The sequence below is a fragment of the Streptomyces sp. NPDC030245 genome (genome assembly GCF_055572995.1).
Genome location: NZ_JBVICF010000003.1, coordinates 52,423 through 65,956 on the forward strand (window position 1 = coordinate 52,423; position 13,534 = coordinate 65,956).

The window sequence follows — 13,534 nt, forward strand, 5'->3', positions numbered from 1 at the left end:
CGTGCGGGCCCCGCCCGCACGGCACCGCGTGACCGGGTTGTCGTACCCACCCCGTACGATCGAGGAATGAGCACGCGGATCGCCTTCCTCAAGGGGCACGGGACCGAGAACGACTTCGTGATCATCCCCGACCCCGACAACGCCATCGACCTGCCCCCGACCGCTGTGGCCGCCCTCTGCGACCGTCGTGCGGGCATCGGTGGGGACGGCCTTCTGCACGTCGTGCGCTCCGCCGCCCACCCCGAGGCGCGCCACATGGCGGACCGCGCCGAATGGTTCATGGACTACCGCAACGGCGACGGGTCGGTCGCCGAGATGTGCGGCAATGGAGTGCGCGTCTTCGCCCGGTACCTTCAGCACGCGGGTCACGTCGGCGAGGGCGACCTGGCAGTGGCCACCCGCGGCGGCGTGAAGACCGTGCACATCGCCAAGGCCGAGTCCGGCGGAGACATCACCGTCGGGATGGGCAAGGCGCTGCTCCCCGAAGGGGACGTCACCGTCGCGGCCGGCGACCACCGCTGGTCCGCGCTCAACGTGAACATGGGCAACCCGCACGCGGTCGCCTTCATCGACGACCTCTCCGAAGCGGGAAACCTCTACGACCCGCCGCCCCTCAGCCCCGCCTCCGCCTACCCGCACGGGGCGAACGTGGAATTCGTCGTCCCCCGCGGTCCGCGCCACGTCGCCATGCGCGTGCACGAGCGCGGCGCGGGAGAGACCCGCTCCTGCGGCACGGGCGCCTGCGCCGTGGCCGTCGCGGCGGCCCGCAAGGACGGCCTGGACCCGGCCGTGACCGGCGCCCCGGTCACGTACACCGTCGACCTGCCCGGCGGCCGGCTGGTGATCACCGAGCGGCCCGACGGCGAGATCGAGATGACGGGCGGCGCCGTGATCGTCGCCGAGGGCGAGATCATGCCCGCATGGATCGAAACGGCAACCTCATGAAGTGTCGCTCGAATGGGTGATCCGTTTCACGCTCGGCGAGAGGCGGTCAGCACCGCGTGATGGGCTCGGTAGCATCAAGCACCGGCCCGGACGGAGTACGCCACCGTCCGATCACCGCCGGTCGAAGCAGCCGGAGGTGCTCATGAGTGCGGAGGCCACGAATCCGGCCACGCCCGGCCCCGTCGCGTCCGGGGCCCAGCGCAGGCGCGGCCGCGCCCGTCTCGACCTGCGCAGGCTCGGCCGTGCCGCTCTCCTCGGATCCGGCACCCGGGACCGTCTCCCCGACGCGATCGGCCACGTGGCGGAGGCCCACCGGGGCCACTACCCGGACGCGGACCTGGAGCCCCTCCGCCGCGCGTACGTCCTCGCCGAGTCCTCGCACCGCGGCCAGACCCGCAAGAGCGGTGAGCCGTACATCACCCACCCGCTCGCGGTGACCCTGATCCTCGCCCAGCTCGGCGCGGAGATCACGACCCTGACCGCGTCCCTGCTCCACGACACGGTCGAGGACACGGACGTCACACTCGACCAAGTGCGCGCCGAGTTCGGCGACGACGTCTGCTATCTGGTCGACGGCGTCACGAAGCTGGAGAAGGTCGACTACGGAGCGGCGGCGGAGCCCGAGACGTTCCGCAAGATGCTCGTCGCCACCGGCAACGACGTACGCGTCATGTCGATCAAGCTCGCCGACCGCCTGCACAACATGCGCACCCTCGGTGTCATGCGCCCCGAGAAACAGGCCCGCATCGCCAAGGTCACCCGGGACGTGCTCATCCCGCTCGCCGAGCGCCTCGGTGTGCAGGCGCTCAAGACGGAGCTGGAGGACCTCGTCTTCGCCATCCTCCATCCGGAGGAGTGCGAGCAGGTCAAGGCCATGATCGCCGCCAATGAGGCGAGCGCGGACGACCCTCTCGGGGACATCGCGGGCGAGGTGCGCGGCGTGCTGCGCGACGCGGGGATCACGGCCGAAGTGCTCATCAGGCCCCGGCACTCCGTCTCCGTGCACCGCGTGCACCGCAAGCGCGGCGAACTGCGCGCCTGCGACTTCGGCCGCCTCCTCGTCCTCGTGAACGAGGACGCCGACTGCTACGGAGTCCTGGGAGAGCTGCACACCTGCTTCACGCCGGTCGTCTCGGAGTTCAAGGACTTCATCGCCGTACCGAAGTTCAACCTCTACCAATCGCTGCACACGGCCGTGACCCGCGCCGACGGCGAGGTCGCCGAAGTCCTCATCCGCACCCATCAGATGCACCAGGTCGCCGAAGCGGGCGTCGTCGCCCTGCGCAATCCCTACGCTCCTCCTTCGGAGGAGCCGTCCGACGGCGTCGACGACGAGCGCGTGGACCCCACGCGGCCCGGCTGGCTCTCCCGGCTCCTCGACTGGCAGCAGGCCGCCCCCGACCCCGACACGTTCTGGTCGACGCTGCGCGAGGACCTCGCCCAGGACCGCGAGATCGCCGTCTTCCGGCCCGACGGCGGCACACTCGGCCTGCCCGCGGGCGCCAGCTGCGTGGACGCCGCCTACGCCCAGTACGGCGAGGACGCGCACGCCTGCATCGGCGCCCGGGTCAACGGCAGGCTGGCGACGCTCAGCACGGTCCTGCGCGACGGCGACACCGTGCAGCTGCTCATGGGCCAGGACCTCACCTCCGGGCCCTCGAGCGAGTGGCTGGACCACGCGCGCACACCCGCCGCACGGATCGCCATCAGGCGCTGGCTCACCACACACCCGGCGCCCGCGCCCGTGCCGACACCCTCCGCGCAGCGGCCGCCCCAGCAGGCCCCGGCGCCGGTGCCCAAACCCGAGCCCGCCGGAGTGCTGCGGCCCGCCGCGAACGCCGTCGTGGACCGCGAGGGCGCGAGCGTGCGCCTCGCCGGCTGTTGTACGCCGGTGCCGCCCGACGACATCACCGCCTTCGCCGTCCGCGGGGGCGTCGTGACCGTCCACCGCATCGGCTGCCCCGGAGTGGAGCGCATGAAGGAAGCGGGGCGCGCGGAGGTCGGCGTGCGCTGGGGGGACACCGCCGAGTGCCGCGTCACCCTGATCGCCGAATCGTTCGGCCGTGCGCACCTGCTCGCCGACCTCACCGAAGCCATCGCCCTCGAAGGAGTGGCGATCGTCTCGGCGACCGTGGAGCCGCCGACCCAACAGCGCGTGCGCCACACGTACACGCTGCAACTCCCCGACGCCGCGCACCTGCCGGGCCTGATGCGCGCGATGCGCGCGGTCCCCGGGGTGTACGACGTGAGCCGCGCCCAGCATCCGGCGACCGCCGCTCACTGAAGAGACCGCCCTCGCGCTCTGCCCTGGTCGGAGGCGCGCCGGGCGACTCGTTCGAGTGGCTCGACGCGCGCCGTCACGTGCTGACAAGACGCGCGCTGATAGCGGTGTTGCATGCTGCTCACCCCTCGGACCACGGCCTCCGGGCCGAAGGCCCTCCGCACGCCCCGCATGGCCGCCGCCCTGGTCGCCGCGGCCGCCTCCACCGCGCTCCTCGCGGCCGGCGCACCGTCACCGGCCACTCCGCTCGGCATCGGCGACCGGCTCTTCCCGCACCTGGGCAACCCCGGATACGACGTCGAGACGTACGACATCGCCTTCACCTACCACGGTGACAACCGCAAGCCACTGGACGCCGTCACCAAGATCTACGCCCGCGCGACCGACCACCTGGAGCGCGTGAACCTCGACTTCGCGCACGGCACCGTGCGCTCCGTCGAGATGAACGGCGAGCGCGCACGCTTCGAGAGCAGCGGCGAGGACCTGGTCGTGACGCCGTCCGCGGCGGTCGGCCCTGGCGACCGGATGCTCATCACCGTCCAGCACACCAGTGACCCGGTGCCCGCGAAGGGCACCGAGGGCGGCTGGCTGCGCACCGGCGACGGTCTGGCCATGGCCAACCAGGCGGACGCCGCCCACCGGGTCTTCCCCTGCAACGACCATCCCGCGGACAAGGCGCGATTCACCTTCCGTATCACCGCGCCCAAGGGGCTCACCGCCGTCGCCAACGGCCTGCCGGCCGGCACGGCCCGGAACGGCGCCGCCACCACCTGGGCGTACCGCTCCCACCACCCCATGGCGACCGAGCTGGCCCAGGTGTCGATCGGCCGTTCCACCGTGGTGCACCGCAAGGGGCCGCACGGCCTTCCGGTACGCGACGTGGTGCCCACCAAGGACCGCAAGGTCCTGGAGCGCTGGCTGAAGAAGACACCCGGCCAGATCGGCTGGATGGAGCAGAAGGTCGGCCGCTACCCCTTCGAGGTGTACGGCATCCTGGTCGCCCGGGCGAGGACCGGCTTCGAACTGGAGACGCAGACACTCTCTCTCTTCGAGAGAGACATCTTCACCCGCCCCGAGTACCCGGAGTGGTACGTCGACGCGATCATGGTGCACGAGCTGGCACACCAGTGGTTCGGCGACAGTGTCAGCCCGAAGTCGTGGTCGGACCTCTGGCTCAACGAAGGCCACGCCACCTGGTACGAGGCTCTGCACGCCGAGGAGAAGGCGGCTCGGCCGCTGGCCGACAGGATGCGGAACGCCTACCGCCAGTCGGACGGGTGGCGCGCGGCCGGCGGGCCCCCGGCCAGGCCGAAGGCGCCCGCGCCCGGACAGAAGATCAGCCTTTTCCGTCCCGTCGTCTACGACGGCAGTGCCCTGGTGCTCTACGCCCTGCGCCAGGAGATCGGGCAGGAGGCCTTCGACCGCGTGGAGCGGGAGTGGGTCCGCATCCACCGCGACGGCAACGCCGAGACCGCCGACTTCGTGCGGCTCGCCTCCCAGGTGGCCGGGCGTGATCTCGGCGGCTTCTTCGACGGCTGGCTGTACGGGAAGAAGACGCCGCCGATGCCGGGGCATCCGGAGTGGAAAACCGGGAAATAACCCGGATGACGAGACGGGCCGTGCCGTGCAACCATCATCGGGTCGACGGCACGCCCGTCAGGGACATCCCCTCGGGGACATCTCAGGGCACGATCGGCCGGTTCCGGGAATCTCCGGAGGACGCCGGGCGTTGTCGACTGTGACGGATCCCGCATCCGTCGCCTTTTCCATCGACGAATCGACGTAAGGACCAAATGACCTCCTCTTCTTCCCCTTCCCAGGACGCACAGAGCTTCGCGCAGAACTACCCCGAAGGTCTTCGGGCCGATGCCCTGATGGAAGAGGACGTCGCCTGGAGCCACGAGATCGACGGAGAGCGGGACGGCGAGCAGCTCGACCGCTCCGAGCGCGCGGCTCTGCGCCGCGTCGCGGGCCTCTCCACCGAGCTCGAGGACGTCACCGAAGTCGAGTACCGACAGCTCCGCCTGGAGCGAGTGGTGCTCGTCGGAGTGTGGACTTCGGGAACGGTCCAGGATGCGGAGAACTCCCTCGCCGAGCTGGCCGCTCTCGCCGAGACGGCGGGTGCGCTCGTGCTCGACGGCGTCGTCCAGCGCCGCGACAAGCCCGACCCGGCGACGTACATCGGCTCCGGCAAGGCCTTGGAGCTGCGCGACATCGTGCTCGAGACCGGAGCCGACACCGTCGTCTGCGACGGTGAACTGAGCCCCGGCCAGCTGATCCACCTCGAAGACGTCGTCAAGGTCAAGGTGGTCGACAGGACCGCCCTGATCCTCGACATCTTCGCCCAGCACGCCAAGTCCCGAGAGGGCAAGGCGCAGGTCGCCCTCGCGCAGATGCAGTACATGCTGCCGAGGCTCCGAGGCTGGGGTCAGTCGCTCTCCCGTCAGATGGGTGGCGGCGGTGGTGGCGGCATGGCCACCCGCGGCCCCGGTGAGACCAAGATCGAGACGGACCGGCGACGGATCCGCGAGAAGATGGCGAAGATGCGCCGGGAGATCGCGGAGATGAAGACGGGCCGCGACATCAAGCGGCAGGAGCGCCGACGCAACAAGGTGCCTTCGGTAGCCATCGCCGGATATACGAACGCGGGCAAGTCCTCGCTGCTCAACCGCCTCACCGGCGCGGGCGTCCTGGTGGAGAACGCGCTGTTCGCCACCCTCGACCCCACCGTGCGCCGGGCCGAGACGCCGAGCGGCCGGGTCTACACCCTGGCGGACACCGTCGGGTTCGTCCGGCACCTGCCGCACCACCTCGTGGAGGCCTTCCGCTCCACGATGGAGGAGGTCGGCGACTCGGACCTGATCCTGCACGTGGTGGACGGTTCGCATCCGGTGCCGGAGGAGCAGCTCGCCGCGGTGCGCGAGGTGATCCGCGACGTGGGCGCCACCGACGTGCCGGAGATCGTGGTGATCAACAAGGCGGACGCGGCGGACCCGCTGGTCCTCCAGCGCCTGCTGCGCAACGAGAAGCATGCGATCGCGGTCTCCGCGCGGTCCGGCGCCGGAATCGACGAGCTGCTCGCGCTCATCGACACCGAACTGCCGCGGCCGGAGGTCGACATCGAGGCCCTCGTTCCGTACACGCACGGCCAGCTCGTCTCGCGGGTGCACGCCGAGGGCGAGGTGCTCTCCGAGGAGCACACCGGTGAGGGCACGCTGCTCAAGGCGCAGGTGCACGAGGAGCTCGCGGCGGAGCTCGCTCCGTACGCGCTGGCCAAGCACTGAGCCGAGCGCCTCACGCGGTAGCACGTGACGAAGGCCCGCTCCCTCTCGCAGGGGGCGGGCCTTCGCCGTGTCACATGCGTACCCGCGTAGATGCGCAGGTCCGGCGTGCGGTCACTGAGCGCCGTACTTCTTGCTCATCATGTCGTAGACCTGCTCGGCGCCCCTGCCGAGCTGCGGACCGGCCAGCCAGGTGTTCTCGGCCGGGCCGATCGAGGTGTTCGACACGAGCTTCGTCTTGCCGCCCACCATCCGGAACCAGCCGCCGCCGGACGAACCGCCGGTCATGGTGCAGCCGATGCGGTACATCGTCGGCAGGGAGGGCGACAGCGAGAGCCGGCCCGGCTTGTCGGCGCACTTGTGCATGAGCAGGCCGTTGTACGGCGGGGCGGCGGGGTAGCCCCAGGCGCCCATCGAGCTCACGCTCTGCGCGGCCGGGGTCGAGAAGTCGACATCGAGCGCGTTGCCGACGGTCTCCTCCAGGGACTTGCCGCCCTGCTCCGGCTTCACGTGCATGACGGCGTAGTCGTACGTCGCACCGGCGCCGCCCGTCGGGCCCCCGTCGTTTATCCACTCGTTCGAGGTCGAGACCCAGTCCGCCCAGTACTGGCCGTAGGGGGCGATCTCCTGCGGGGCCGCGTTGCGCAGCTGGGTCTCGGACTTGCCCAGGTCGTTGTAGGACGGCACGAAGGCGATGTTGCGGTACCAGCCGCCGTTCTGACCGGCGTGCACGCAGTGGCCCGCGGTCCACACGAGGTTGGACTTGCCGGGGTTGCGCGGGTCCTTCACGACCGTGCCGGAGCAGACCATCGACCCCTCGGGGGAGTCGAAGAAGATCTTGCCGACCGGAGCGGCGTTCTTGTGGTACGGCGTCTTCTCGGGCTTGGCCCGGACCGGCGTCGGCTCGGGGTCGCTCGCGCCCTGACCTGCGGTCGCGTCCTTCGCGGCGATCGTCTTGTTCGGGTCCTTCGCCTTCTGCATCCGCTCGGGCTTCCAGAGCCCTTCGATGACCGGGTTGGCGAAGTCCTTGGCCTCGCGCACCCAGTCGTCCTTGTCCCAGTTCTTCCAGGCGCCGTTCTTCCAGTCGTCCAGGTCGATCCCGTTGTCCTTGAGCTTGTCGGCGAGGCCGTCGGGAAGCCTGGTGTCGGAACCGGAGTCGGAGCCGTCGGCTCCCTGGGACGTGGCGGTGCCCGGCTTGTCGCTCGCCTTGTCGTCGCTCGGGCCGCAGGCCGTCGCGGTGAGCGTCAAGGTCGCCGCGAGCCCGGTGGCGGCGAGCGCGACCCGCCGTGCGCGGCTGCGCACGAACGGCGCACGAGTGGAACGCATGGTGCTGGTACCCCCGTTGAAACGTGTGAATGCCGTAATTGCCATGTACTTGTCATGCGTCGGCGCAGGGCTCCGTGGCACCCGCTGTGACGCGACACCTCACTATGCCTGTGCGGTTGGGGACGAACAGCGGCGGGGTCGTGAAGGTTTTCAGCGCCCCGCCGCCGTGCATCTCTCCGGTACTTCCCTGCTGAGCCGGGCTGCCGGGCACGGTTCCCGGGCCCGCCCCGCGAGCGTGCCTACTGGCCGGCGAACTTCTTGCTGACCGCGCTGTAGATGCCCTTGGCCTCCTTGCCGAGGCGCGGACCGGCCAGCCAGCCCGCCGTCACCGGACCGATGGAGGTGTTCGACACCAGAGCGGGCTTGCCGTCCTGGCCCTCGGCGACCCAGCCACCACCGGACGAACCGCCGGTCATGGTGCAGCCGACGCGGTACATCGTCGGGTCGGGCTTGCTCAGCGAGAGCCGCCCGGGCTTGTCGGCGCACTGGAACAGCTTCTGGCCGTCGTACGGCGGCGCCGCCGGGTAGCCGGTCGCCGTCATGGTGTCGATCTGGGGCACCGCCGGGGCGTCGAAGTCCACCGGAAGCGCCGAACCGACGGTCTCCTCAAGGGACTTGCCCTCGCTGCCCTTCTCCGGCTTCACGTGGATGACCGCGAAGTCGTACGGCGCGCCCTTGCCGCCCGTCGGACCGCCCTGCTCGATCCACTGGTCGGAAGTCTGCGCCCAGTCGCCCCACCAGACGCCGTACGGAGCGACCTCTTCCTTCGGAGCGTTCTTCAGCTCCTCGGCCGACTTGCCGCTGTTGTTGTACGAGGGGACGAAGATCATGTTGCGGTACCAGCCGCCCTCGGCGCCCGCGTGCACGCAGTGGCCGGCGGTCCACACCATGTTGGACTTGCCCGGGTGGGCCGGGTCCTTCACGACGGTCGCGGAGCAGACCATCGAACCCTTGGGGCCATCGAAGAAGAGCTTGCCGGACTCGGCTGCCTGGTCGTGGTACGGCGCCTTCACCGAGGCCGCCTGCACAGGCTTGGGCGTCGGGTCGGTGACGCCCTGGTCGCCGGAGATGTCGTTGTCGTCGACGCTCCGGTCGGGGTTCTTGTCGGCGTCCCGCATCCGGTCCGGGTCCCAGAGGTCCTCGATGATCGGGTTGACGAAGTCACCCGCCTCGCGCAGCCAGTCGTCCTTGTTCCAGTTCTTCCAGGCGCCGTTCTTCCACTCGTCCAGATCGATCCCGTTCTCCTTGAGCTTGTCCTTCCAGGAGTCCGGGATCCGGATCTTGTCGTCACCGTTGCTGTCGCCGGGCTGTGCCGCGGACGAGTCGCCGCCGGCGTTGTCCTCGGTGGGACCGCAGGCCGTGGCGGTCAGTACGAGCGCCGCACCGAGCGCCACAGCCGCCACGGGGGAGCTCATGGTGCGCACGCTCCTCCTGTTGCGAACGGTGAAGAGCGGACGTATGGGTCGCATCGTGAGAATCCCCCTGGGCCTCGAAAGTGTTCCAAAAGTGCTGGACATCCGGGTGTGGAACACCCGTCGCCACCGGTGCGGCACCCCTGGGCGGTGTTGCTCTGCTTTGCTCGGGTTTGCTCGGGGGAGCGGTGCACCTGTCGCTGATGAACGGCCCCCACACTATGCCGGTGCCGTTGGGGACGGCCGACGGAAGGGCAACGGTTCCGTCACGGGAAGGATCTTCCGATTACCCGTGATCCCCCGGCGACTGCGTCGTTGGTACGTACGGGGGAGTCGCGGCTTGCGTTCATCCCCCTGCCAACTCGCCCGCGCAGCCGCCCACATGAGCTCCACCGAGCCGCATCGGACGGACGCGCTCGTCCGCAGCGGGAGGACCAACAGTCGTGGCCGTGACCGAGCCTGCGCCCGTGGCAGTATCCGCGGCAACGTCCGCGGAGAACTCCGCAACGCAGTCCGCAACGCACTCCATGGCGCAATCCGCGAGCCAAGAGGGGATCCTGCGCCGCCAGTCGGCACGCGAGTCCGCGGCGCGCACCTACGCGCGCGCCCTGCCGATCGTGCCGGTGCGGGCGCGCGGCCTGACGATCGAGGGTGCCGACGGGCACCGCTACCTCGACTGCCTCTCGGGCGCCGGGACCCTGGCCCTCGGCCACAACCACCCCGTGGTGCTCGAAGCGATCCGGAAGGTCCTCGACTCCGGGGCGCCGCTGCACATCCTCGACCTGGCCACACCGGTCAAGGACGCCTTCACCACCGAGCTGTTCCACACGCTGCCGCGAGGCCTCGCCGAGCGCGCACGCATCCAGTTCTGCGGCCCCGCGGGGACGGACGCGGTGGAGGCGGCGCTGAAACTGGTCCGCGCCGCCACCGGCCGCGCCCACCTGCTCGCGTTCACCGGCGCCTACCACGGGATGACGGCGGGGGCGCTCGAAGCATCCGGCGGCGCATCGGACGTACGGGTCGCGCGCCTGCCCTATCCGCAGGAGTACCGCTGTCCGTTCGGTCTGGGCGGCGCGCGCGGCGCCGAGCTCTCCGCCCGGTGGACCGAGAACCTCCTCGACGACCCAAAATCGGGCGTGACGACACCCGCCGGCATGATCCTCGAACCGGTGCAGGGCGAGGGCGGAGTCCTGCCCGCCCCCGATGCCTGGATCCGCCGGATGCGCGAGATCACCGCCGCGCGCGACATCCCCCTCATCGCGGACGAGGTACAGACGGGCGTCGGCCGCACCGGAGCCTTCTGGGCCGTCGAGCACAGCGGTGTCGTCCCCGACGTGATGGTGCTCTCCAAGGCCATCGGCGGCAGCCTTCCTCTCGCCGTCGTGGTCTACCGCGACGACCTCGACGTCTGGCCGCCCGGCGCACACGCAGGCACCTTCCGCGGCAACCAGCTCGCCATGGCAGCGGGCGCGGCGACCCTCGCGTACGTCCGCGAGAACGGCCTCGCCGAACGCGCAGCCACCCTCGGCTCCCGCATGCTCGCCCAACTGCGCTCCCTGGCCGCCGACCACCCCTGCATCGGCGAGGTCCGCGGCCGGGGGCTGATGATCGGCGTGGAACTGGTGGACCCGGCTGCGGAGCCAGGGCCGGGCCCGGCTTCGGAGTGGGGACCGGGGTCCACGCCGGGGTCAGGGTCGGCGTCGGGGCGGGTGCCGGGTTCTGCCTCGGTGTCAGGCGCGACAGCAGGTGAAGGTTCGATTCCGGAGCAGGGTGGGCCGATGCCGGGGGCCGGACCGAGGGGGAGGCCGGGGTCGGGCACGCTGCCATCGCCGACCACGCCCACCCCGCAAGCACGTCCAGAGGCTCCGTCGGCGGGCGCCCGGACTGGTGCCGCGCCCACCTCGCCAGCCACCGCCCGGCTCAGCCCGCCCCCGGACGACCCCTTCGCCGCCTCGCAGCCCCGCCCACCAGCCCCGGAGCTGGCCGCGGCCGTACAGCGCGAATGCCTGCGCCGCGGCCTCATCGTCGAACTCGGCGGCCGCCACTCCAGCGTCGTACGACTCCTGCCTCCCCTCACCATCACCGACGAACAGGCGACCGCGATCCTCGACCGCCTCGCCGACGCGCTGGCCACCGCGGCGCGTGCCCACCACGTATAGCCAAGACGGACCCGGGCCGTTCCGGTCGGCACGAGCCGCCGAGCGCGTACCCGCCCCGTTGCCACACGGAGCCCCTCACAACCTCACAAGGAAGCCCTCTTGAACGCCACCCCCGCATCCGAAGGCCGCCCCCAACCCCACGCCCCGGGTGCGTGCGGCGCGCACACCCCACTGGTGGCGGAGTCCAACACGGTCCCCCGACAGCAGGGCGGCGGCCAGGACGCCGAACGCCTGCGCGGCATGTCCACGGACCTGTTGGAGCACCCCGACCCGCACGTCGCCGCCCAGACAGCAGCTGCCGAGAACCTTTTGCGCTGCTGGGTCAGGGAGAACAACATCCCCGCTCCCGACCACGGCGTCCTGCGCATCCCTCTTCCGGCCAGCGGAACGGCCCTCCTCGTCCCCGTGCACTACTGGTCAGCCACCGGCTGGCACCGCTTCAGCCTCCCCTATCTCGAGGACGGCCCGGCGAGCGCCCCACCTGTGGACGCCGTCACCGTCGCTGCCCTCCTCGGCCGCGAGACGGCCCGCCGCACCACGGAGCCGCCGCGGACCGGACCGACAGAGCCGGGTGAGGCGGGTGAGCCGGATGCGTCAGGTGAGCCGGGTGAGGGTGAGCCGGGTGAGTCGGGCGACGGTGCCGACCTGGTCGGCCGGGTCGCCGACTCGGTCCGGCGCACCAGTACGTTCATCGCCTACCACCGCAGCAGGACCGACTACCACCGCAACAGGACCGACGACGAGCCCGACCTGTTCCTCGCCGCCGAACAGTCCCTGCTCCTCGGTCACCCCCTGCATCCGACCCCCAAGAGCCGCGAGGGCCTCTCCGACACCGAATCCCGCCTCTACTCACCCGAGTTGCGCGGCGCCTTCCCGCTGCACTGGCTGGCCGTCGACCGTTCCGTACTCGCTGCCGACTCGGCCTGGACCGAGCGTGGCCGCGCCGTCCCCGCTGACCAGCTCACCGCCCGCCTCGCAGGTCCGGACCTGCCGCTCAGGGACGATCGCGTCGCCCTGCCCGTGCATCCCTGGCAGATCCGCGAGCTCCGGCACCGTCCCGCGGCCGCCGCGCTCCTCGACGCCGGACTCCTCCAGGACCTCGGCCCTCATGGCGCCCCGTGGCACCCCACCTCCTCCGTACGCACCCTGTACCGCTCCGGCGCGGCCGCCATGCTGAAGCTCTCGCTCGGCCTGCGCATCACCAACTCCCGCCGTGAGAATCTCCGCAAGGAACTGCACCGCGGCGTCGAGGTCCACCGGCTGCTGCGCAGCGGCCTCGGCGAAGAGTGGCAGTCGGCCCACCCTTGCTTCGACGTGGTCCGAGACCCGGCATGGCTCGCCGTCACCGGACCCGACGGCGCGCCGGTCCTCGGGCTCGACGTCATGATCAGGCACAACCCCTTCCGTCCCGGTGACGACGCCACCTGCATCGCCGGCCTCGTTTCGCCCAGGCCGACGGCGCCGCCCGCCTGCCAGGAACCTCGGGCGATGCGCTCCCGACTCTCCGAGACCATCACCCGGCTCGCCGGACGAACGGGCCGGTCCCGGGGCGCCGTGGCCGCCGAGTGGTTCCTCCGCTACCTCGAGGCCGTTGTCCGCCCGGTGCTGTGGCTGGACAGCGAAGCGGGCGTCGCCCTGGAGGCGCACCAGCAGAACACCCTCCTCCTGCTCGACCCCGACGGATGGCCCGTGGGCGGCCGCTACCGGGACAACCAGGGCTACTACTTCCGTGAGTCCCGCCGCGCCGAACTGGAACGACGCCTTCCCGGCATCGGTCAGGACAGCGACACCTTCGTCTCCGACGAGGTGACGGACGAGCGGTTCGCCTACTACCTCGGCATCAACAACGTCCTCGGCCTCATCGGAGCCCTCGGCGCCGAACGGCTCGCGGACGAACGGCTCCTGCTCGCCGCCTTCCGCCGCTTCCTCGGCGATGTCGCGACAGGGCCCGGCAGGCTGCGCACCTCGCTGCCCGCGACACTCCTGGACTCACCCGTCCTGCGCTGCAAGGCCAACCTGCTGACCCGATTGCACGGCCTCGACGAGCTCGTCGGCCCCGTGGACACCCAGTCCGTCTACGTCACCATCCCCAACCCCCTTCATTCCTGAGGAACATGCCCCACCTCTGCT

Annotated in this window: 8 protein-coding genes; 6 read left to right on the plus strand and 2 right to left on the minus strand. The window is 70.9% G+C overall.

Going from position 1 to position 13,534, the window contains the following annotated elements:
- Positions 1-66: 66 nt before the first annotated feature.
- The 4 genes from dapF (at position 67) to hflX (ending at position 6,510) form a co-directional block, all read left to right on the plus strand.
- Positions 67-945: a diaminopimelate epimerase gene (gene dapF / locus ACZ4Z4_RS08915; protein ID WP_468324315.1), complete on the plus strand. Its 879-nt coding sequence runs from the start codon at positions 67-69 to the stop codon at positions 943-945.
- Positions 946-1,087: 142 nt separating this feature from the next.
- Positions 1,088-3,229, plus strand: coding sequence for a RelA/SpoT family protein (locus tag ACZ4Z4_RS08920; protein ID WP_468324318.1), 2,142 nt, complete (start codon positions 1,088-1,090; stop codon positions 3,227-3,229).
- Between the two features lie 111 nt (positions 3,230-3,340).
- Positions 3,341-4,825: a M1 family metallopeptidase gene (locus tag ACZ4Z4_RS08925; RefSeq protein ID WP_468324321.1), complete on the plus strand. Its 1,485-nt coding sequence runs from the start codon at positions 3,341-3,343 to the stop codon at positions 4,823-4,825.
- 194 nt (positions 4,826-5,019) lie between these two features.
- Positions 5,020-6,510, plus strand: a complete 1,491-nt coding sequence (gene hflX, locus ACZ4Z4_RS08930) for a GTPase HflX (protein WP_468324324.1) — start codon at positions 5,020-5,022, stop codon at positions 6,508-6,510.
- 111 nt (positions 6,511-6,621) lie between these two features.
- Here hflX and ACZ4Z4_RS08935 read toward each other — a convergent pair whose 3' ends face one another.
- Positions 6,622-7,833, minus strand: coding sequence for a trypsin-like serine peptidase (locus ACZ4Z4_RS08935; RefSeq protein WP_468324327.1), 1,212 nt, complete (start codon positions 7,831-7,833; stop codon positions 6,622-6,624).
- 239 nt (positions 7,834-8,072) lie between these two features.
- On the minus strand, positions 8,073-9,302 hold the full coding sequence (locus tag ACZ4Z4_RS08940; protein WP_468324330.1) for a trypsin-like serine peptidase: 1,230 nt from the start codon (positions 9,300-9,302) through the stop codon (positions 8,073-8,075).
- Between the two features lie 470 nt (positions 9,303-9,772).
- Here ACZ4Z4_RS08940 and ACZ4Z4_RS08945 point away from each other — a divergent pair, with 470 nt between their 5' ends.
- Positions 9,773-11,404 carry a diaminobutyrate--2-oxoglutarate transaminase family protein gene (locus tag ACZ4Z4_RS08945; RefSeq protein WP_468324333.1) on the plus strand — a complete coding sequence of 544 codons (1,632 nt, stop codon included), beginning with the start codon at positions 9,773-9,775 and terminating at the stop codon, positions 11,402-11,404.
- A 99-nt stretch (positions 11,405-11,503) separates the two neighbouring features.
- Positions 11,504-13,513 carry an IucA/IucC family protein gene (locus ACZ4Z4_RS08950; RefSeq protein WP_468324336.1) on the plus strand — a complete coding sequence of 670 codons (2,010 nt, stop codon included), beginning with the start codon at positions 11,504-11,506 and terminating at the stop codon, positions 13,511-13,513.
- The last annotated feature ends 21 nt before the right edge of the window (positions 13,514-13,534 follow it).